This window comes from Sphingobium amiense, assembly GCF_003967075.1.
GTDB lineage: Bacteria > Pseudomonadota > Alphaproteobacteria > Sphingomonadales > Sphingomonadaceae > Sphingobium > Sphingobium amiense.
In genome coordinates, this window is sequence record NZ_AP018664.1 from 2,805,925 (window position 1) to 2,826,785 (window position 20,861).

Here is a 20,861-nt window from a genome sequence, read left to right on the forward strand (position 1 = left end):
GTCCCGTTCTTAGTCTTTGCTGTTCGTCCAGACCTTGACCTGCTGGTCAAGGTAGCTTTGCGTCGCCTTGAGCGCGGCCAGCCGCGTGTCCATCGCCGCATAGATTTTGGTGAGCTGCTCCTCATAACTGGACATCTGGGTGTCCAGCTTGGTGAGCTGATCGGTGAAGCCTTTCGCCAGATCCTGATAGCGTTTCTGCAACAGCTTGAGCGAACCATTGTCCTGCTCGATATTGTCGCGCACATCGTCCATCAGCTTGGAAAGGCCGGGATTGGCGGCAGTAGCGGTCTTGGGGTTGACCATGTTGGTCACGCCTTCTGGGTCCGCTTCCATCGCCGCGGCCAGCCGCGTGCTGTCGAGTGTGAGCGTGCCGTCGCGGTTGGTCGTGATGCCGATGTCGGCCAGCGTGCGGAAGGTTCCGGTGCTGGCGAGCGGGGTGGACGTAAGCGCCGCAAGCTGCCGCTGCATGTCACGCACCGCGGACACACCGTTGAGCACGCCCGCATTGGATGAGTCCGTGCCCTTGGACGTGGCGGTCGCCAGCGCTTTGGACAATGTATTGTAGGCGCTGACAAATTCCTTGAGCAGATCGGACAGCCCCGCCGTCGGCTGTGTCATCGACAGCGTGACGCTGGTGCCCGGCTCAGAAACCTTCGCGATGCCGATGCGCAGATAGGGGATCGCGCCGTCGATCGTGTTGCTGGCATATTCATATGCCTGACCGTCGAGCGTGATCTTCGCGTTCTGCGGCTCGGAATTGCTGGTCATGGTCGATGCCGTGACGCCATTGTCCCAGGCAAGCCCCTTGAGCACGGTGCCGTCGGCAGCGCCCGTAACCGCGACCGTGAAGTCGTTTTCAACGCCCGTTTCGCCCTTGAGGACCAGACGCGTTCCCGACTGGTCGGTGACGACGCGCGCGGTAACGCCGCTGCCGCTGGCGTTGATCGCGGCGGCGAGGCCGGAATAGCTGTTGTTGCGGTAATCGACCGTGATTTCGGTTTCTGTGCCGTCAGCGCCCTTGATCGTCAGCGTGCCGGTGCCGACGGGATCGCTGCTCTTGGCGCCTGCGACGGCGGTGGAGGACAGGGCGCGCGCGGTCGCGAGCTGCTGCACGGAAAGGCGGACGGGGAGTCCGGCGGGCGTGCCGCCGCTCAGCACGGAGATGTTCGCCGTAGCCGCGTCGCTGCTGCTGGGCGTTCCGGTATAGGCCGCGCCGGAGAGCACTTCGGTCAGCGCGTCGGCGAAGGTGTCGAGCGAACTGATCGCCGATCCGACCGCTGAAATACGGGAACTGTTGAGCGACTGCTGGCTGGTGATCGCCTGTTGCTTGGGATCGCGGCTGGCGCTGACCAGGCTTTTGACGAGGGCGGACGTGTCGATACCCGACCCTGCGCCGAGCGCCGTCACAATGCTGCTGCCTAGGGTGCTCATGCGCCGTCCTTTCAGTGAGATAGAACGGCCCTAGCAGCCAGACCTTTAGGAAAGATTGTCGCGGCCGCGCAAAAGGCGGGTCACTGGCTCGCGATATGCTCCACCGTGCCGCGCGAAATCTGCGCGTGGGCGCTGTGCGCGTAGGAGGCGCGCTCGACGATCCGCTTTGCGACGGTTTCCGCATGCTCCACCGCTTCGCGGCTGGCGGGCGGCAGGGGCACGATCACGATGGGCTTGGGGACGAGCTGGCTGGTGGCATCCTCGACGTCCAGCGACCCGGCGTCGAGATCGGACAGGATCGCGGATACGCGCGCATGCACTTCCACAAACTCGGCGACGCTGGCCAGATCGTCGTCCAGCGGCTTGGCGGCAACCTCGGATGGCGCCCGGCGCGCACGCGCAGCCGGACCGTCCGCGCCCTGGCTGGCGGTCACCGGCTTCACCGCCGGTGCGGGCGCCGCTGCCCGCACGACCGAACGGTCGACAGGCGCGATCTCTGTCCGCGATCTAAACTCGTCCATGACGCACGATCCTTACGTGTCCCCGACAACCGATAACGGATCGCCACGCAAAGGCTTTAGGGCGTCATCGCCATTTTTTTAAAGCGACACCGAAGTAGACAGCTAGAACGTTGATTCAAAAGCCGAAGAAAATGCGTTTGGCTGTCTACTTCGCTGTCTCTTTCTGTCCTTCGGCGTCGAAGCGCAGTTCGTCGGGAACCGTGATGAAGGGGCGGTCCATCTCGCTCGCCATGCGGTTCTGAACGCGGAAGACGAAGGCGATGACGGTCGCGACCGCCATATACAGCCCTTCGTTGATGATCTGCCCCGCGCGGCTGGTAAAGTAGATGGCGCGGGCGAGTTCGGGATATTGGAGGACGGTGACGCCGTTGGTGTCGGCCAGTTCGCGGATCGCCGCGGCAATGGCGTCGCACCCGCGCGCGACGACGACCGGCGCGGAGTCCTGACCGGGGCGATAGCGCAGAGCGACGGCGAAGTGGGTCGGGTTGGTGATGATGACGGTCGATTCCGCCACGGCCTTCCGCGTCGATCCGCTCAGCACCTCGAACTGGCGGCGGCGGATATGCCCCTTGAGCTCGGGCGAGCCTTCGCTCTCCTTATGCTCATCCTTGATTTCCTGCTTGCTCATGCCGAGGCGCTTGGCGCGCTGCATGATCTGCGCGGGCACGTCGATCCCGGCGATCAGGAACAGCCCGCCCGCCATGGCGAGGCAGGTGAAGATGAAGATGTCGCCGACATCCGCGATAGCCGAGCTGACATTCGTCCTGCCAAGGCCGGTGATCTGGCTCAGCCGGTCCCACAATATCCACACGCCGATGCTGCCGAGCAGCAGCACCTTGGCGATGGACTTCATCAGTTCGATCAGCCCCTGCATCCCGAAGATCCGCTTGAGGCCCGCGGCCGGGTTGAGCTTTTCGGGCTTGGGCGCGAAGGCGCCGGGGCGGAAACCCAGCGATCCCAGCAGGGCGGGCGCGGCGATGGCGGCGAGGAAAGTCGCCAGCATCACGCCTCCGACCGGCAGCAGGATGCCCGTCAGCAAAACAGCGCCGCGATCCGCCGGGGAAAAATCGACGATGTCCTCGCGCCGGAAGCGGAGCGCATCGGTCAGCATGTGCGACAGGGCGTCGATCAGCGCAGGGCCGATCACCGCCATACAGCCGATGCCCGCCATCACGACCAGCGCTGTGCCGAGTTCGCGGGACTGGAGGATGTCGCCCTTTTTGGCGGCGTCCTGCAATTTCTTGGCTGTCGGCTTTTCGGTCTTTTCGCCCGCTTCGCTCCCGCCCGCCATGTCAGCGGCCCTCCGACAGGTCGCGCGCCTGTTCGAGACCTGCCTTGAGCGCTGCGGTCATCCCCTCCGCCATGATCGGCACGCCGATCGCGAGGAGCACCAGCCCCGCCATCATCGCCATCGGCATGCCCACGGCGAAAAGGTTGAGCGAAGGTGCCGCGCGGGACAGCATCCCCATCATGATCTGCACGAGGACGAGCGCGAAGGCGACCGGCAGCGCGACGGTGACGCCCGCGCCCAGCAGCGATCCGCCGAATTCGATCATGCGCCATATCGTGTCGTTCGACAGCAGCCCCGCGCCCGGCGGGATCGCGACATAGCTTTGCACGACGAAGCTGGCGAGCAGCAGGTGTCCGTCCATCCCGAGCAGAAGGAAGGTGGCGAGGATCGACAGGAACTGCCCCACCGCCTGCGTCCCCTGCCCGGAAGACGGATCGACCATCGCCGCGAAGTTGAGACCCATGGCGTTGCCGATCACTTCGCCCGCGACGAAGGCGGCGGCATAGCCGATCTGCACGGCGAACCCCATGGCGAGGCCCGCAAGCACTTCGCCCGCGACCAGCATGATGCCCTCGATGCTGGCGACGCCGTCCTGGGGGAGCTGGATCGTGACGCTGTTGAGCGCGGCAAGGCCGAGCGCGAGCGCGAGGATGAGGCGGAGCTGAAGCGGCACGGCGGGCGCGCCGAACACCGGCGCGGCGATGAAGGCCGCTCCCGGTCGGATCATGGCGATCAGCCAGATCCAGAGCTGCGTTTCGACGCCCGCAAAGCCCGGCGCGATCATTGGAGAAGGTCCGGAATGCGCTCGAATATCTCGCGGGTGAAATCGGCGATGAGGACCATGATCGACCCGCCGAACAGCACCAGCATGCCGCCAACCACCAGCAGTTTGGGAATGAAGCTCAACGTCTGTTCGTTGATGGACGTGGCCGCCTGAACCATGCCGATGACGAGGCCCGCGATCAGCGCCGGTATCAGGATGGGCGCAGCCGCGAGCGCCGTGATCCACAGCGCCTGCTGGGCCAGACCCATGAAGAAGTCGGCGTTTTCCATCAGAGGCTACACCCCACGCCCGTTCGTTTCGAGCGAAGTCGAGAAACATCCGCGCAAACGGTTCTCGACTGCGCTCGAACCGAACGGAGAGGAGATGCAGCGGCGCGTCATATCGCGAACGACCCCGCCAGCGACCCCATGGTCAGCGCCCATCCATCGACCAGCACGAAAAGCAGCAGCTTGAAGGGCATCGAGATGATGGTGGGAGACAGCATCATCATGCCGAGCGCCATCAGCGTCGAAGCGACCACCAGGTCGATGATGAGGAAGGGGAGGAAGATCATGAACCCGATCTGGAACGCGGTCTTGAGTTCGCTGGTGACGAAAGCCGGAAGCAGGATTGTGAAGGGGATGTCGTCGGGCGTGCGGAAGGCGGGCGCCTTGGCGAGATTGGCGAAGAGCTTCAGATCGCTCTCGCGCGTCTGCTTGGCCATGAACCCGTGCAGCACCTTGCCCGACCGGCCTACCGCTTCCTCGATGCTGATCTGCCCCTTGCCATAGGGATCGAAGGCCTGCGCATTGATCGTGTCGATGGCGGGCCGCATCACGAAAAGCGAGAGGAAGAGCGCAAGGCCCACCAGCACCTGATTGGGAGGGGTCTGTTGCAGGCCCAGCGCCTGACGCAGCAGCGACAGGACAATGATGATGCGGGTGAAGCTGGTCATCATGAGGATCAGCGACGGCAGCACCGTCAGCAGGCTCATGAGGATCAGGATTTGCAGGGATAGCGAAAGCGAACGCCCGTCGCCCGACACCTGACCCAGCGCGCGGGTCAGCGCACCGCCATTGTCGACCGGCGCGGCAGGCGTTGCCGCTGCCTGCGCCAGCGCGGGTTCGGCAAGGGCGAGGCCAGCGACGAGCAGCGCGCCGCCGATCAGCCAGAGCGTCTTACCGCGCACGGGTGGCGTCGCCTTCCGCGATCTTCTCGATCCGGTTGCGGGTGACGGCGACGAGGATCTTCCTGCCCTCGAACTCGACAACGGCGAGCTTGCCGAACGCGCCCATGGGCAGCGCTTCCAGAAGTTTGAGCGAACGGTCGCCCTGCCCCGCGCCGATCATGCCGGGCTGATATTTGCGCCACAGCCACAGCGCGCCGAACGCCATGCCGCCGACCAGCGGCAGGAGGATCAGCAGTTTGACGAAATACCAGACCATTGAAGGGCCGCCCGCTTGTCGTGGTTAATGCCTGTCGATTCGCACTTTCCGCGTCCAAGGCAAGCGCAAAATCACAAGGCCTGCGGTCAGCCGCGCCGTTCGATGCCCGCGAGGCGGTTTTCGGTGGCGGCGATGTCGACGATACGGATGCCATAACGGCCGTTGACCGTGACGACCTCCCCCTTTGCGATCAGCGCGCCGTTGACCATGATGTCGAGCAGATCGTCGGCCTGCCGGTCCAGCTCCACGATGGAGCCTTCGGCCAGATCCATGACCTCGGCGAGGCGCAGCGATGTCGAGCCGACCTCCACCGACATGCGCACGGGAATGTCGGCCAGCAGCCTGAACTGCCGGTTATTCGTCATCCGGCTCACCGGATCGTCGCCCTGATCCAGGCGGGGCGCTTCGCTCATATCGCTCATTGGTCGGTTTCCTGTGCAAGCTTTTCAATCTGGAATGCGGCGCGGCCATCCTGTTCGCCGACGCTGCCATGGGCGACGATGCGGTTGCCCACGATGAGGGGCAGCGAACGGCCGATGGTGACGGGGATGACATCGCCGACCTTCAACTGCATGAGGTCGGCGATGGACAGATTGGGGCGCGCCACCACGGTGCGCGCGGGCAGGCGGATGTCGCGCATGCGGCGCGCGATGCGCGTCTGCCATACCGGATCGCGATGTTCGTCGTCGGCCGGGAGGTTCGTGCCCGTCAGCGCCTCGACCGCGCGCAGCGCCGCAAGGGGGAAGAGAATGTCGATGGGCCATTCCTGACCGCGCGTCAGCGACACCATGAAGCGCTGAAGCACCATCTGGTCGCTGGGCTGCGCCGCGGCGGCGTAGCCCACGCCGCTTTCACGCAGGATAAGGCCGGGGTCGAGCACGAGGATGTCGGTCCAGGTTTCGACCAGCCGGGCAACGATCGAATCGGCGAGCCGCACGATCAGGCGATCCTCGGTCGGCGTGAATTCGCTGCGGGCGGGAAGCGGGCGGTTGCCGATACCGCCGTAGAAGCAATCGACAAGGGTAGAGATCATGCCGGCGTCGAGGCGCAGCATCATCTGTCCCTTCAACGGCAGCAGGCGGTAGATGGACAGGCTGCAAAAGGGCGGGACATCCGCCGACCATGCGCCAAAATCGAGCACGCGGGTGTCCTGAGGCGCAATATGCGGCCGCACCCCGGCAAGCGGCTCGACAAGCGCGCGAATGCGCCGCCCGAGCTTTTCCGCCAGCCGGTCCAGCCCCGACAGCATGATCGGCGCCTGGCTTTCCCCCCGCCCGAAAGCGTAGGTCTGAACATCCGTCATCTTCGTCCCCTGCCCTGGCCAAGCGAACGGGGACGTCCCGCTCCCTTCCAGGGCAGGCCTATAAAATAACGAAAATGGTAAAATTCCGGTTAAGCCGGCCGCCCCGAACTGAGCCGGGGACGGCCCGGTCGCGCTGTTACTGGATCACGAAGTTGGTGAAATAGACATTGTCCACGCCGCCATAGCCGGTCTTCTGCTTCAGGACATCGTTCACCACGTCGCGAATCTTTTTTTGCAGCATCTGCTTGCCCTTGGGCGTGTCGAGCAGTTCCTGCGGCTGTTCCGCCAGCATCATCAGCACCTGGCTGCGGATCGGCATCTCATGCTGCTTGACGGCCGCGATGACGCGATAGTCGTAATAGGTCGACACTGCGACGCTGATCTGCGCGAAGGCGTCAGTGTCCGACATGTTTGACGTGAAGGGCTGGGGCAACTGGAAATAGGTCGCCTGATAGGCAGCGGGATTGGCGGGGGTAGGCAGGTCGATGCCCTTGCCCGGCGCATGTCCTGCGGAGGGCGCGTGCCCTTCGGGTGCAGCGCCGCCACCATGACCGCCGCCCTCACCGCCGCCGCCGCCGCCTGCCTCACCGGCCCAGCCATGCGCGGTCGCGACAGCCTGCGCATCCTCTCCCGCAAGCACCAGCACGGGCTTGTTGGGATCTTCTTTCGGACCTTCCGCCTTGGAGCTGAAGAAACCCGCGGCATAAAGGCCGCCCGCCGCCCCGGCTCCACCCACGACGATGCCGACGACCAGCAGCAGGATCATTTTCATGCTCCCACCTTTTTTCTTCTTGGCCTTCGGCTCTTCGCTCATCGTTTCGGTCCCCCGGGCTTAATCTGGCTCACGCGTAGCGCGCGCGCGGCAGGTCCGCTGCGTTTCCGCCGGCCTGTTCGCTCTTGAGAACGGCCGCTTCGCCCTGCGCTTTAGCGCCGGTAGCGAAATTTTCGCGGCCCTGTCCCCGCCCCTGCATATGCGATTGCGTGGAGGACTGACCCCACGCCGGATGCTGGCCCTGCTGCTGCGAAGCGGCGCTGTTGCCGCTATCGGAGCGCGCCGCTTCCGTGACGACATGACCGCGCTCGATCTTCACATCGGTGATGCGGACGGCAGAGAGGCTCGTGTCGGTGCGCAGGCGGTCGCTTTCCTGCCGCAGCACCTGCTCAGCTCCCTCGCTTACTACGGTAAGGCTGACCGCCGCGCCGTCCTGCGACTGGCGGATGTCCACCTGAACCGGGCCGAGCTGGCCTGCGTCGATCTGGAAACGGCCCTGCGCCCCGTCAACGGAAAAGCGCGCGATGTCGCGGGCGAGACCGTCGATCCACTGGCCCGAAACGCCCATGTCCACGAACTGCGCGCCGAGTGCGGCGGAAAGATTGACGGTCGGAAGCGCGTTGCCGCCCTGAACAACAGGCTGCGGCATCGCGGAGGGCGCCGCAATCACCGGCGGCGCGGCTGGATCGGGCGTCGCGCCGGAACGATCCGGCGGCGTATCCGCCTTGCCACCCACGACCGGCGCAGGAGCGGCGGTGTCGCGGCTGTGCAGTTGGTCGCGGGCCAGTTGCAGCAGCGACATCACTTCGCTCATCGACCGGCGCGGCGTGGCAGGCGCATCGACAGCCTTGGCCGATGCAGGAGCAGCGGCACGCGTGGGTATTTCCGGGCCGTCCGACGATGGAACCGCAACGTCCGGCACAGCCGTCAGAGCGGGTAGTTTCGAGCCAGACGCGGCGAGCTGGGCCGCTGCGACCGGCGGTGACGGAGATTCTGCGGCGGACGCGTCGAACTGCATCGCCGGAGAAGGCGTGAGCGCCGCCTGCGGTCCCTCGGCAGCCTCCTGTCGCTGCGGAGGCGCAGCAATGGCCGGGGCAGCCGGTATCGAAGCAGGCTGCGACTGTTCGACCTGCTGCGTCACGGCGGCATCGGTCGACGCCGGAACGGGGGCCACGACAATCGAGGGCGCAGACAGCGTCGGCTGCGTCGCAGACAGCAGATCCGGCCCGGTGGACGTTTCTTCGCCGGGCAGGTCGTCTGCGCCATCGTCCGGCGCGGGAATGGCCGCTTCATCCTCGAGCGGATGTGAGCCGCCGTGAATGGCAGGGGCAGTTTTCGTGTGCGCAGAAACGGACGGCAGGGGAGCGTTGGCCTGCTTCGTCAGCGGCGCCTCATCGTCCGGCGGCGAGTCCAGCCGGGGCGTCGACAGCGCTGGAGGTGGGGCGGGCTGGATCAAGGGCATCGCCATCTGATCCGCAGGCTCGGCCGCAATTTCCTCCGGCAAAGCCATGCCATCTTCCAGAGCGGGATCGGGATTGCGCATGGGCGCCGCAGGGATCGTTGCAGTGGATGGCGACGCTGGAGACAGCGGCGCGGCTGCGTCCTGCATCATCGCGGCGAAATCCACGCCCTCGCCAACGGCGGCATCGCCCGTCTTCGCGCTGGCGGGCGCAATGCCTGGCAGCAGCAGAGCCTTGAGACTGGTCAGCATATTCATTTTCTCATGCCTCCCCCGACCGCAGCATCCGGCGACAGCGCGGCAATGCGGCCAGTTTGTTTTCGCGCCATTCCTCCAGATCCGCGCGAGCGCGGTCCTTGAGGCGGGTGGCGATCTCCTTTTCGCGGTTCGCCGCGAGCGTCAGGCCTTCCTTGGTCTCGACCTTGCGATTGGCGTCATAGAGCGCGCCGTCGAGCTGCCTTCCGGCCTGCTCCAGCCGGGTCGCCAGTTCCTGCATCGCGGCGAAGGACGCGCCGGTGGCGAGACCCTGCGCGCCGAAAAGCTCGTGTCGAACGCGCGAAAGCCGTTCGATATTATGCGCGATGCCCGCCGCCTCGTCCCGCGCGCGCGCGGTTTCGGCGGCCGCCATCGCATGCTGTGCATGACGGACGCGCAAAACGCGCTGGCGGCGTCCGACAAGCCCCTTCATGCGCCAAAGCCCGCGACAAGCGCGTCGGCGCTGGTGGACAGATCGACGCGGCTCTTCTGATCCTGCCGGATGAAGTCGAGAATTTCCTGGCGACGCTGCACCGCTTCGTCGATCACCGGATCGTTACCGGGGCGATAGGCGCCCATCAGGATGAGGTCGCGATTTTCCTCATAGGCGGCCCAGAGGCGGCGATAGCCCGCCGCCGCCTGCCTATGTTCGTCATTCACCACATCGGCCATGACGCGCGAGAGCGACTTGCCGATGTCGATGGCGGGAAAGATCGCCTGTTCCGACAGGTGGCGCGACAGGACGAAATGCCCGTCCACGATGGCGCGCGCCGCATCCACGATGGGATCGTCCGTATCGTCGCCATCGGCGAGCACGGTGTAGAGCGCGGTGATCGAGCCGCCACTGCGCGCGTCCACGCCTGCCCGCTCCACAAGGCGGGGGATCAGCGCGAGGGCGGAGGGCGGATAGCCCTTCATCGCGGGCGGCTCGCCCAATGCGAGGCCGATTTCGCGCTGGGCATGGGCGCAGCGGGTAAGACTGTCGATCAGGAGCAGCACCTTCTTTCCCCGCGCGCGGAAATATTCGGCGATGGCGGTGGCGCGCGCGGCGGCGCGCAGGCGCAGCACAGGGGGATGATCGGCAGGCACGGCTACGACCACGCTCTTGCCCATCGTGTGCTTGAGTTTGGTTTCGAGGAAGTCGCTGACTTCGCGGCCACGTTCGCCGATGAGGCCGACGACCACCACATCGGCTTCGGCCCCGGCAATCATCTGGCCCATCAGAACCGATTTGCCGACGCCCGACCCGGCGATGATGGCGATGCGCTGGCCGCGGCCCGCGGTCAGCAGCGCGTTGACGGCTCGGACGCCCAGATCGAAGGGTTCGGTGACACGGCCCCGGTCGAGGACGTTGCCCTTGACGCCGTTGAGCGGCCAGACGCCGCCCGCGATGATCGGACCCTTGCGGTCGAGCGGCTGGCCCATCGCGTCGATGACGCGGCCGATGAGGCCGTCGCCCACCTGCACCATGTTCGCCTGACTGTCCGGCTCGACGCGGATGCCGTTTTCGAGCGGCGCGTCGGCATCGAGCGGCACGAGCAGCGTGCGGTCGCCGCGAAAGCCCACTACTTCGGCGCGGCAGACCGAACCGTCGCTCGCCAGCACGCGCGCGCCCGATCCGATGGGGCGGCGGAAGCCGCTCACTTCGAGCATGCCTGCGTCATGGCTGACGAGGCGGCCGACATGGCGCGGCGCGCGGTTCTGCACCTGAAGATGGTCGAACAGGCTTTCCGCCTGCGCCAGCGCCGCGCGGATCATGCCTTTCCTTCCATGTCGTCGAGCAGGGCGCGCAAGCGCGACAGGCGCACATCCGGGCCATCCTCGACCCAGCCGTCCGCCGTTTCCAGACGGACACAGCCGCGCTGCATCGCTTTGTCGGCGATCAGGGGCACGCCGATGACTTCGTCCTTGAGCAGATCGGCATCGTCGGGATGGACGTGGAGGGCGCTGCGATCCTGATTATTCTCGATAAAGGCCGCGACGGTATCGCACCGCTGGACGAGCCGTTCCATGTCGATCTCGACTTCGCCGACAATCTGTTCGACGAGGCGCACGACAGTGGCGGACAGCATGGTGGACAGCATGCCGCTGGGCGCGGGCGCGAGCATTTCGAGCGCTCCGGCCAGACGCTCCTGCGCCTCGACCTCGCTTGCCTGAGCTTCGCCGGTGATGCGGCACCCTTCCTCGAAACCCATGGTGAAGGCTTCCACACGCGCTTCTTCGAGCGCGTCGACGGGTTCTGCGGGCGACCGTTCGCCGCGCAGCGCAGCGGTCTGCTGCCCTGCGGGTGCAGTGTAGAGACTGCGGAAGCCGCCTTCGACCGGGCGGAAGCCCGCAACCGCAACCGGTGCGGCTTCGCTCGCCGCGTCTGCGCCCCAGATCCTATACAAAATCATTGCCCTTTCCGCCGAGCATGATGGTGCCCGCGTCCGCCATGCGGCGTGCGGTCGCGATGATGAGCTTCTGCGCGTCGATCACTTCGGCAAGGCGGATGGGTCCGCGTTCCTCGATCTCGTCGGCGATGGCCTGCGCGGCGCGGGCGGACATGCAACTGAATATCTTGGCCTTCAGCATGTCGTTCGCGCCCTTGAGCGCCACGACCAGCACGCTGCTGTCGATGGTGCGCATGAGGGTGCCGAGATTCTTGTCGTCCATGTCGATGAGGTTGTCGAAGACGAACATCTCCTCCTCGATGGTCTGGGCGATCATCTTGTCGCGCTTGGCGACGGCCTTCATGATCCGCTGCTCGCTGTCCTTGCGGACATTGTTCATGATCGCGGCCGCTTCGCCCGTGCCGCCGCGCTGCGACGCCGCGCCCTGCTTGTTGACGGGGCCGCGCAGGAGAAGATTCTCCAGATCCTCCAGCGCCTCGTTCGACACCGGGCCGAGCGTGGCGATGCGGTAGACGATCTCTTCCTGATATTCGACCGGCAGCAGTTGCAGCACATCGGCGGCAACAGGCGCTTCGAGATGGGCGAGGACGATCGCCATGATCTGCGGATGCTCCGCCTCGATCAGCGTGGCGATTTCCTTGGCATCCATCCACTTGAGCATCTCAAGCTGGGTGGAGCGGGTCGGCGGGGTGATGCGGGCAAGGATGGTTTCGGCACGCTCCTCACCCAGCGCCTTGGTCATCGCGCCGCGGATGTGGCGGGTTGCGCCATAGCCGATGGTGGTCCGCTTCTTGGCCTTGTTGACGAAATGGTCGAGCGCCTCGTTCACTTCCTCCGGCTCGACATCCTGCACGTCATACATGGCGTAGCCGAGCTGGCGCACTTCGTCGGGTTCGAGACGCGAGAGGATCTGCGCGGCCTCATCCTCGTCGAACAGCATCAGGAGAACGGCGGCGGCGGCGCTGCCCTTGAGCGCCTCGGGACGGCCGGGGACGATCTCAGGCATTTTCCTTTTCCTTCTTCGCTTCCTTGAGAAGGTCGCGGACGACCAGAGCGGCGCGATCCGGGTCCTGCTTCACGAAATTGCGAATGAGGTCAGCGCGCTGGGCGTAATCATAAGTGGAGGAGATCATGTCGAGCGTGACGCGAGCCTCCCCTCCGTTGGCGGAGGGTGCAGCCGCCTGGCGCATGAGTTCGCCCGAAATTTCGCGGCCGATCTTCTGACCCGCCTGCGCCTGCGCCACGCCGCCCGCTTCCTGCGCGGCAGCACGGCGCTTGAGCAGCGGCCTGCCGATCCCGAAGATGACCAGCAAGGCGACCAGCAGGGCCGAGACATTGCGGGTGAGCGGCGCGATCCAGTCGGCCTCATACCATGGCGCTTCTACGGCGGCTTCCTTGACGAAGCTGCGCGAAGACAGAGCGACCACGTCGCCGCGCGCCTGATCGAAGCCGATCGCGCCCTTCACCAGCGCTTCGAGCGCCGCGATTTCCTGCGCCGAGCGTGGTTTCCCGTCCGCGCCATTGTCGAGCGCGACGGCGACCGACAGGCGCTTGACCGTGCCGACCGCGTCCTTCGTCACCGACACCTCACGTCCCAGTTCGAACGAGCGGTTGAAGGTTTCTTCCGTCTTCATCAGCGGATTGGGCGGCGTGCCGGGCTGGCCCGCCTGCGCGGTCTGGCCCTGCGCCACCGCCTGACCGTTGGGGTTGGTCTGCGTCACGGTCGGGTTGACCGGCGCCTGATTGCTCAGTGCGCCCGGAATGCCCGACGCTTCGCCAGCGCCCTGACCGCGCGGGTCGGATGCCCAGGTGCCCTGTTCGGTCCGCAGGCGCGCTTCATCCTGAGGATAGGTTTCGCGCGTTGCCTGACGCTCGGCGAAGTTGAGTTCCGCGTGGACCTCGGTGGAGAAATTGCCCTGTCCGAGGATCGGCGTCAGCAGCGCGATCACCGACTGTTTGTAGCGATCTTCCATTCGCGACTGGATGGCGATCTGGCGGTCGTCGGCGGCGTTGCCGTCATTGTTGCTGAGCAGCCGGCCATTCTGGTCCACCACCGAAATATCGTCGGGGCTGAGTTCCGGGATCGAGGACGCGACGAGGTGAACGATGGCGCTCACCTGCTGGTCGGTCAGCGACCGGCCATTGGCAAGGCGCAGCATCACCGAAGCGGAAGGCTTCGTCCGTTCGCGCAGGAAGACGCTGGGCGGTTCGACCGCAAGGTGCACCTTGGCGCTTTCAACGCTGTCGATCGCCTCGATCGTGCGGGCGAGGTCCATTTCGCGGGCGGAGCGCAGCTTCTCGCCCTCCACCGCGCGGCTCGCGCCCATCGGCAGGCTGTCGATCATGCTGTTGCCGTCGGGCGCGCTCTTGGGCAGGCCCTGCGCGGCAAGCATCATCTTCGCCTTGAAATAATCGCCTTCGCCCACGGTCATCGCGCCGCCATTGTCGAAGTCATATTTGATGCCGTTCTGGTCCAGCACCTGCGCGACCGCCGACTTGTCGGAATCGGGAAGGCCGCGGAACAGGTCGCGCTGCGGCGGTTCGCGCAGCGCCAGCCAGGCAGCCCCGGCGATGGCGACGGTGCCGAGCAGGCCGATCAGCGGCATGCTCCTGGCCACCGCAGGCTGCCGGATGAGACCGGTGAAGCGGGCCTTGATGGCGTCGAAGCCCCCCGGCCCACCGCCAAAGGCGGCGGCCGGAGCAGCGGGGATGGCGGGGGCGGCAGTGCCGACCGTGGTGGAGAGGGCGTTCTCGCTCATGGATTATACCGGCATGCTCATGATGTCCTTGTAGGCGGACAGGAGTTTGTTGCGGACCTGAAGGGTCGCTTCGAAGCTGACCGACGCCTGCTGCTTGGCCAGCATCACGGCGGCAATGTCAGTGGTTTCGCCCCGTTCGAACGCGGCGGCGGCTTCGCCTGCCTGATTCTGGAGGCCGTTCACCTGTTGCAGCGCGCTGGAGAGCGCATCGGTGAAGGCGCCGGGCTTGCTGTCCTGAACACCGCCCAGCGGAGCGTTGCCGCCAACCGTCGGCGCGGACGATACGTCGCGCAGGGCGGCGTTCTTCTGCAGGATGGCGTTGCGGATCGCCATCACGCTGTCGGTCGGGGATAGGCCGTTGATCGCCATGGTTCAGCGCTCCCTCAGGCTGCCGCCAGCTCGCGCATTTCGGCGAGCCGGTAGCGCAGCGTGCGTTCGGAAATGCCGAGCTTCCGCGCGGCGGCGGCACGGTGGCCGTCCGTCTCGCGCAGCGCGGTGCGGATCGCCTCCAGCTTGGAATGGCGGGCGACATCGCGCAGGCGCACCGGCTCCGCGGGCGCGAAGGCGGCAGGGGCGATGATCGGCTGCGCGGGCGCGGCGGCGATCTGTGGGGCGGCGCCCATGTGAAGGTCGTCGGCTTCGATCCGGTCTCCGTCGCGCAGGACCATCGCGCGCTGGAGCACGTTGCCCAGTTCGCGGGCGTTGCCGGGCCAGTTATGGACCGAAAGCTTGTCGATAGCGTCGGTCGTTGGCCAGATGAGGTCGGCCTTGCCCATGTCGGACAGGCGCAACAGCATGGCGGCAGTGATCGCACTCACGTCGCCGCGCCGTTGGCTGAGCGGGCGCAGTTCGAGCGGCATGACGTTGAGCCGCCAGTAAAGATCTTCGCGGAAGCGGCCTGCGGCGACTTCCTCGGCAAGGTTGCGGTTGCACGCCGCGATCACGCGGACATTGACCGGCACCGGATGGGTCGCGCCGACGGGCAGCACTTCGCCTTCCTGCAGGGCACGCAGCAGCTTCGCCTGAAGCGCCAGCGGGAGTTCGGCGATTTCGTCGAGGAACAAGGTGCCGCCATCCGCCGCGAGGAACAGACCCTCGGAAGCGTTGGCCGCGCCGGTGAAGCTGCCTTTCTTGTGACCGAACAGCATCGCTTCCATCATGGTTTCGGGAAGCGCGGCGCAATTGACGGCGATGAAATCGTGGGTCGAGCGGCCCGACTGGGCATGAAGGAAGCGCGCCATGCCTTCCTTGCCGGTGCCGGTATCGCCCTGGATGAGCACGGTGGCGTCGCTGCGGGCGACGCGTCCGGCCATCGTCATCAGGCGCGCGCTACCGTTATCGCCGACCGCCGGGACATTGGCGGGGCGAGCGAGTTCGGCGATGAGGGCGAAGGCGAAGCCCATGTCCGCCATGCCGAAGGCGATCCGCGCAGGCAGGCCGTTCGCAGCGGCCAGCAGCGACGGCGCGCCTTCAACGATCGTGATGAGGATGTCCCGGTGGGTCGCATGACCGATTTCCGTCGCCAGCAGCACGCGGCGGCTGTCCCTGTCACGAGGGCTGGCGGCATCGACGACCCGCACGGCATAGAACGCATTTTCGAGCCAGTGCTGCAGGCCCGGAACGAGCGCACAGACCCCACGGCTCACGTCAAGCGATGACATGACCAAAATCCCACATAATGGCTGGCTTGTACCCCCGTACGCCCCTGCCCCTTCGATGAATGGGTTTTACCGTGAGCGTGGTTATTAGATGGTTAACGCCGGCCGGCAGCTTGCCGCCCGACCGGCAATTTTTTTCCGGTAAAAACGGCAACTTGTTCGACCTTGGTCTAACAGGCGCGCGTTGCGCGCGCGTAAGGGACCGGCCGCGGCGTTCGAATCATATCCGTTCGCAAAAAAATGACAGGCCGCGTTAAAGCCCTGACGCCCCCCGCCGTTATCCCCTTTCGAGGCCGCAAGCGCCCTGATGGCAGCGACCGAGTGATTGAACGGAAAGGGAATATCATGACTGTTATCGGAACCAACTCTTCGGCCCTGCGTGCGGCCAATGCTTCGACCATGGCCAGCAAGGCGCTGTCTTCGGCGATGGAACGCCTGTCGACCGGCAAGCGCATCAACAGCGCGAAGGACGACGCCGCCGGCCTCGCCATCGCTTCGACCATGACCGCCTCGATCAAGGGCATGACCCAGGGCATCCGCAACGCCAATGACGGCATGTCGATGGCGCAGACCGCGGAAGGCGCGCTCGGCGAAGTCAGCAACATGCTCCAGCGTATGCGTGAACTGACCGTCCAGGGTAAGAACGGCACCAACGACACCAACGCCAAGGCGAACATCAAGGCGGAGCTGGACGAACTGGGCAAGCAGATCGACAACATCCTGACCAACACCGAATTCAACGGCCAGAAACTGTTCGACGGCACCGCCGGCACGGCAGGCGTCGTGACCATCCAGGCCGGTTCGGGCGCTTCGGACACGGTCGACCTCTCCTTCGCCGCCCTCGACCTTTCGGCGGTTGCAACGAACGCCGGTGCCGTGGAAGCCGCCGATGGTTCGCTGACCGTCTATAACACCGCTCTCCAGACGGTTGCGACGACCCGCGCTACGCTTGGTGCCGCCCAGAACCGCCTCGAATCGACGGTCAACAACCTGACGGCCAACGTCACCAACCTGACCGACGCCCGCAGCCGCATCGAAGACGCCGACTTCTCGGCAGAATCGACCGCGCTCGCCAAGCAGCAGATCCTGAGCCAGGCTTCGACCGCGATGCTGGCGCAGGCCAACCAGAGCCAGCAGGGCGTGCTGAAGCTGATCAGCTAAGGCTGAATACAAGATTGGTCGGCTGAGGTCTGGTCACCGCCAGCCGCCCAAGTAACCCCGGCGCACCAACAGTCCCCACCGCGCCGTGGCGACACCTTCGATCGAACGACCAACCTCTTCGAAGCCTCCGTCCCCCCGGACGGAGGCTTCATCGCGTTCGAGGAGCCGGCGATGGATACAGGGCTTGGCGCGCGCGTTTGCCCGATCCATGATGACGCCCATGACGCAAATGAACCGCCGCGCGATGATCGCCGCTTCCAGCGCTGCCCTCCTCCTGCCCGAGCGCCTCCGCGCCCAGACGAAGGGCGGCGCATTCTCTTGGGAAGCGCTGGTCGCGCGAGCGCAGGGGCTTGCCAGTGCGCCCTATCGGGAAACCCCGCCGCATCCGGGTGCCGCGAAGGTCGATTATGACGCGCTTCACGCCGCGCGCTTCCGCGACGAGCGGACCTTGTGGGGCGGTCTGCCCGGCGACACGGGCGTGCGTTTTTTCCCTTTGTCCGCCACCGCGCCCCAGCCGGTCGAGATCGCGACCGTGGAAAAGGGCCGCGCCACCCCGCTACGTTACGACCCGTCGATGTTCGACGCGCCTGAAGGCAATGCGGTGGCCGCGCTGGGGCCGGGCGCGGGTTTTGCAGGCTTCCGCATCATGAACGCCGCGCGCGACGGAGACTGGCTGTCCTTCCTTGGCGCAAGCTATTTCCGTGCGCCCGGCCCGCAGAAGCAGTTCGGCCTGTCCGCCCGCGCCGTCGCGATCAACACCAGCATCGTCGGTCAGGAAGAATTTCCCCGCTTCACCCATTTCTGGCTGGAGCGCACGGGCACCGGCAGAGTTACCATTTATGCCCTGCTGGATGGCCCGTCGATCACCGGCGCGTTCCGCTTCGTCAGCAGCCTTGGCAGGGACGGCGTCAGGCAGGACGTGACTGCCGCGCTCTTCCCCCGCCGCGCCATCCGCGAACTTGGCCTGATGCCGATGACCAGCATGTTCTGGTACGATCAGGCGAGCCGCTCAAAAGGGACGGACTGGCGTTCGGAAATTCACGACAGCGACATGCTGTCCATCGCCAGCGGGGACGGCAGCGTGCAGGCGCGGCCGATCGTCAATCCGGCGAACCCGCATTTCAGCGCCTTTGTCGAACGCGCCCCCAGGGGCTTCGGCCTGCTCCAGCGCGACCGCGATTTCGACCATTATCAGGATGACGGCGTCTTCTACGACCGTCGCCCTTCGCTCTGGGCCACCCCCACAGCCCCGTGGGGGTCGGGACAGGTGCGGCTCTACGCCTTTCCCACCGACAGCGAATATACCGATAATGTTGCGGCATATTGGACGCCCGATGGAGCCGTGCGGCCGGGCCGCAGGATCGACGCACGCTATCGGCTGGACTGGAGTGCGGCACGGTTTCCCGCTTCGTCCGGGCTGGCCATCGTCGAAAATATCTGGCGCGGCCGTGGCGGTGCGGACGGGGTCGAACGGCTGGTTGTCGATTTTTCCGATGTGCCGCAGGATTCAAAGCCGCAGGTCTGGAGCGATGTCGCCAACGGCAATATCGTCAAGACGGCGGGCTATCCCGTGCTGGGCAAGCCCGGCCTGTTCCGGGCCGTCATCGACGTTCGGCGGAGCAGCGCCGTTCCGGCGGATGTCCGCCTGCAATTGCGGTCCGGCAATCGTGGGTTCAGCGAGATGCTGCATTACCCGCTGGGCGCATGAACGGAACCGCATCCTCACGCGATGGTTCAAAGGCGCGGGTCAGTTGCAGGTGTTTGTGATATGAGGCAGGGAGGCGGTCCGGCGGCAGGCGCCGCAGCCGGGGAGAAGCCATTGGCGCGGGCGTTCGAAGAGGTTCCGGCGGAACAGCCGCTCGACATGCCCGAGCAGGATTTCGCCGAGCGCCCCCCTGCGCTGACGGGTCGTCCCTTCAACATCGACATTTGGGCGCGCCGCCTGCTGGTGATCGCGCTCGCCCTCCTCCCCGCCGCCATGGCCGCGCATGAAATGCGCCGCTCCATCGGTCTCGACGGCATCAGCGCGATGGAGGGGGTCTATCTTGCCCTCTTCGTGTCGCTCTTCGCCTGGATCGCGTTCGGCTTTTCCACCGCGACCATCGGCTTCCTGCTGCTGACGGTGGGTCAGGGGCGCAGCGTCACCCCTCGCCCGCTGCTGGCGTCCGAGCCGCTACGGGGCCGGACCGCGATCCTGCTGCCCGTGTGCAATGAGGATTTTCTCGGCGTTCTGGGTCGGCTGTCGATCATGGAACGGAGCCTCGCGCAGGTGATGGGCGGGGAGCGGTTCGAATTTTTCATCCTGTCCGATTCCAACGCGGAAAATGGCGAGGCGGAGCGGCGCGCCTTTCAGGAAATGCGCGCGTCCTTTTCCCGCCCGGTTCATTACCGCCGCCGTGCCCTCAATGTCGGGCGCAAGCCCGGCAATATCGCCGAATGGGTGCAGCGGTTCGGCGGTGGCTATGACCATATGGTCGTGCTCGACGCCGACAGCGTGATGAGTGGGCAGACGATGGCACGGCTCGCATCCGACATGGAACGACATCCGCATGTCGGACTGATCCAGACCGTGCCCACGGTGATGGGCGCGACGACGCTTTTCGCGCGATGGCAGCAATTTGCCAGCCGCCTGTTCGGGCCGATTTCCGCCGCGGGGATGATCTGGTGGGCGGGGTCCGAAGGGATGTTCTGGGGCCATAACGCGATCGTGCGCGTGCACGCCTTCGCCGAAAGCTGCGGCCTGCCCGAACTCCCCGGTCGCGCGCCCTTCGGCGGCCACATCATGAGCCACGATATGCTGGAAGCCGCGCTGCTGCGCCGTCGCGGGTGGGATGTGCACATGGTCACAGCCGACGACAGTTTCGAGGAATTTCCCCCTTCGATGCCGGACCTGTTCACCCGCGACCGCCGCTGGTGTCAGGGCAATATCCAGCACGTCCCGCTGCTCTTCAGGATAGCCGGGCTGCATCCGGTGAGCCGCTTCCAGCTTCTGGTGGGCGCGAGCGCCTATTGCACTTCGCCCCTATGGCTCGCACTCATTCTGGTAGTGCTGGGCGGAGCGGCGAGCGGACTTTGGCCACCGGCGGCGGTGCTGCCTTCGGGCGGGCTGCTGGCGGTCACGGCGGTATTGCTGTTCGGCCCGAAAATCCTCGCGATCCTCTGGGCACTGGCCGATCCGGCGCGACGCATAGGGTTTGGCGGCGGATTGCGCATGACGCGGGGGGTGATCGCCGACATCCTGCTGTCGATCCTGATGGCCCCGGTCGCGATGCTGACGCAGACGATCAACCTGTTCGGCATCCTGATGGGCCGCAAGAGCAACTGGAACGGCCAGACCCGCGACCGCGACGGCATGGCCATGAGCGGCGCGATCTGGCTGTTCAAATGGCATCTGCTGCTGGGCGCGGGCCTCACGCTGCTGGCGATCCGGGCGGATGCGCTGGGCTGGACTCTGCCGGTGGTGGCGGGCCTATTCGCCTCGCCGATACTGGCGGCGCTGACAGCGCGAAAGGACGTTGGCCGCTGGGCCGCCGAGCACGGCCTGTTCCAAGTTGCCGACCCATGGTGGCAGGCGCAAAGCTATCGCCCGCTCCGCTTCCGCTGGCCCACGGGTGCGAGCCGCCCCGTGCTCGCCGCGAACGACGAGTGAG

Annotated in this window: 21 protein-coding genes; 3 read left to right on the plus strand and 18 right to left on the minus strand. The window is 65.9% G+C overall.

Features of this window, described 5'->3' with window-relative positions; genetic code table 11:
* Nucleotides 1-9: 9 nt before the first annotated feature.
* The 18 genes from fliD to SAMIE_RS13660 form a co-directional block, all read right to left on the minus strand.
* On the minus strand, nt 10-1,431 hold the full coding sequence (gene fliD / locus SAMIE_RS13575) for a flagellar filament capping protein FliD (protein ID WP_066701640.1): 1,422 nt from the start codon (nt 1,429-1,431) through the stop codon (nt 10-12).
* A gap of 80 nt (nt 1,432-1,511) precedes the next feature.
* Nucleotides 1,512-1,952 carry a hypothetical protein gene (locus SAMIE_RS13580; RefSeq protein WP_066701638.1) on the minus strand — a complete coding sequence of 147 codons (441 nt, stop codon included), beginning with the start codon at nt 1,950-1,952 and terminating at the stop codon, nt 1,512-1,514.
* Between the two features lie 145 nt (nt 1,953-2,097).
* Complete coding sequence (locus SAMIE_RS13585) at nt 2,098-3,243, minus strand: EscU/YscU/HrcU family type III secretion system export apparatus switch protein (RefSeq protein ID WP_066701635.1); 1,146 nt, start codon at nt 3,241-3,243, stop codon at nt 2,098-2,100.
* 1 nt (nt 3,244) lies between these two features.
* Nucleotides 3,245-4,027, minus strand: coding sequence for a flagellar biosynthetic protein FliR (gene fliR / locus SAMIE_RS13590; RefSeq protein ID WP_066701633.1), 783 nt, complete (start codon nt 4,025-4,027; stop codon nt 3,245-3,247).
* Nucleotides 4,024-4,296, minus strand: coding sequence for a flagellar biosynthesis protein FliQ (gene fliQ / locus SAMIE_RS13595; RefSeq protein WP_066701631.1), 273 nt, complete (start codon nt 4,294-4,296; stop codon nt 4,024-4,026). Before fliQ ends, fliR begins: the two co-directional genes overlap by 4 nt.
* Before the next feature lie 107 nt (nt 4,297-4,403).
* Nucleotides 4,404-5,195 (minus strand): flagellar type III secretion system pore protein FliP, encoded by a 792-nt coding sequence (gene fliP / locus SAMIE_RS13600; RefSeq protein ID WP_066701629.1) that lies wholly within the window; start codon nt 5,193-5,195, stop codon nt 4,404-4,406.
* Nucleotides 5,185-5,451, minus strand: coding sequence for a FliO/MopB family protein (locus SAMIE_RS13605; protein WP_066701627.1), 267 nt, complete (start codon nt 5,449-5,451; stop codon nt 5,185-5,187). The genes fliP and SAMIE_RS13605 overlap by 11 nt, the downstream gene beginning before the upstream one ends.
* Nucleotides 5,452-5,537: 86 nt before the next feature.
* Complete coding sequence (gene fliN / locus SAMIE_RS13610) at nt 5,538-5,873, minus strand: flagellar motor switch protein FliN (RefSeq protein WP_066701625.1); 336 nt, start codon at nt 5,871-5,873, stop codon at nt 5,538-5,540.
* Nucleotides 5,870-6,754, minus strand: a complete 885-nt coding sequence (locus SAMIE_RS13615) for a flagellar motor switch protein FliM (protein WP_066701623.1) — start codon at nt 6,752-6,754, stop codon at nt 5,870-5,872. The genes fliN and SAMIE_RS13615 overlap by 4 nt, the downstream gene beginning before the upstream one ends.
* Before the next feature lie 136 nt (nt 6,755-6,890).
* Nucleotides 6,891-7,568 carry a flagellar basal body-associated FliL family protein gene (locus tag SAMIE_RS13620; protein WP_066701621.1) on the minus strand — a complete coding sequence of 226 codons (678 nt, stop codon included), beginning with the start codon at nt 7,566-7,568 and terminating at the stop codon, nt 6,891-6,893.
* 28 nt (nt 7,569-7,596) lie between these two features.
* Nucleotides 7,597-9,237 carry a flagellar hook-length control protein FliK gene (locus SAMIE_RS13625; protein ID WP_126516847.1) on the minus strand — a complete coding sequence of 547 codons (1,641 nt, stop codon included), beginning with the start codon at nt 9,235-9,237 and terminating at the stop codon, nt 7,597-7,599.
* Between the two features lie 10 nt (nt 9,238-9,247).
* Entirely contained in the window at nt 9,248-9,673 is a 426-nt protein-coding gene (locus tag SAMIE_RS13630; RefSeq protein WP_066701614.1) for a hypothetical protein, read from the minus strand.
* A complete protein-coding gene (locus tag SAMIE_RS13635; RefSeq protein ID WP_066701609.1) occupies nt 9,670-10,998 on the minus strand; it encodes a FliI/YscN family ATPase in 1,329 nt (442 codons plus the stop codon). Before SAMIE_RS13635 ends, SAMIE_RS13630 begins: the two co-directional genes overlap by 4 nt.
* A complete protein-coding gene (locus SAMIE_RS13640; protein ID WP_066701608.1) occupies nt 10,995-11,636 on the minus strand; it encodes a FliH/SctL family protein in 642 nt (213 codons plus the stop codon). Before SAMIE_RS13640 ends, SAMIE_RS13635 begins: the two co-directional genes overlap by 4 nt.
* Complete coding sequence (gene fliG / locus SAMIE_RS13645; protein ID WP_066701606.1) at nt 11,623-12,639, minus strand: flagellar motor switch protein FliG; 1,017 nt, start codon at nt 12,637-12,639, stop codon at nt 11,623-11,625. Before fliG ends, SAMIE_RS13640 begins: the two co-directional genes overlap by 14 nt.
* On the minus strand, nt 12,632-14,392 hold the full coding sequence (gene fliF / locus SAMIE_RS13650) for a flagellar basal-body MS-ring/collar protein FliF (protein ID WP_066701604.1): 1,761 nt from the start codon (nt 14,390-14,392) through the stop codon (nt 12,632-12,634). Before fliF ends, fliG begins: the two co-directional genes overlap by 8 nt.
* 3 nt (nt 14,393-14,395) lie before the next feature.
* Nucleotides 14,396-14,755 (minus strand): flagellar hook-basal body complex protein FliE, encoded by a 360-nt coding sequence (fliE, locus tag SAMIE_RS13655; protein WP_066701688.1) that lies wholly within the window; start codon nt 14,753-14,755, stop codon nt 14,396-14,398.
* Between the two features lie 20 nt (nt 14,756-14,775).
* Nucleotides 14,776-16,053, minus strand: coding sequence for a sigma-54 interaction domain-containing protein (locus tag SAMIE_RS13660; protein ID WP_066701602.1), 1,278 nt, complete (start codon nt 16,051-16,053; stop codon nt 14,776-14,778).
* A 342-nt stretch (nt 16,054-16,395) separates the two neighbouring features.
* Here SAMIE_RS13660 and SAMIE_RS13665 point away from each other — a divergent pair, with 342 nt between their 5' ends.
* The 3 genes from SAMIE_RS13665 (at nt 16,396) to mdoH (ending at nt 20,860) form a co-directional block, all read left to right on the plus strand.
* Nucleotides 16,396-17,211, plus strand: a complete 816-nt coding sequence (locus SAMIE_RS13665; protein WP_066701600.1) for a flagellin N-terminal helical domain-containing protein — start codon at nt 16,396-16,398, stop codon at nt 17,209-17,211.
* Between the two features lie 220 nt (nt 17,212-17,431).
* Entirely contained in the window at nt 17,432-18,919 is a 1,488-nt protein-coding gene (locus SAMIE_RS13670; RefSeq protein ID WP_066701597.1) for a glucan biosynthesis protein, read from the plus strand.
* 60 nt (nt 18,920-18,979) lie between these two features.
* Complete coding sequence (gene mdoH, locus SAMIE_RS13675) at nt 18,980-20,860, plus strand: glucans biosynthesis glucosyltransferase MdoH (protein ID WP_066701595.1); 1,881 nt, start codon at nt 18,980-18,982, stop codon at nt 20,858-20,860.
* Nucleotide 20,861: the final 1 nt, after the last annotated feature.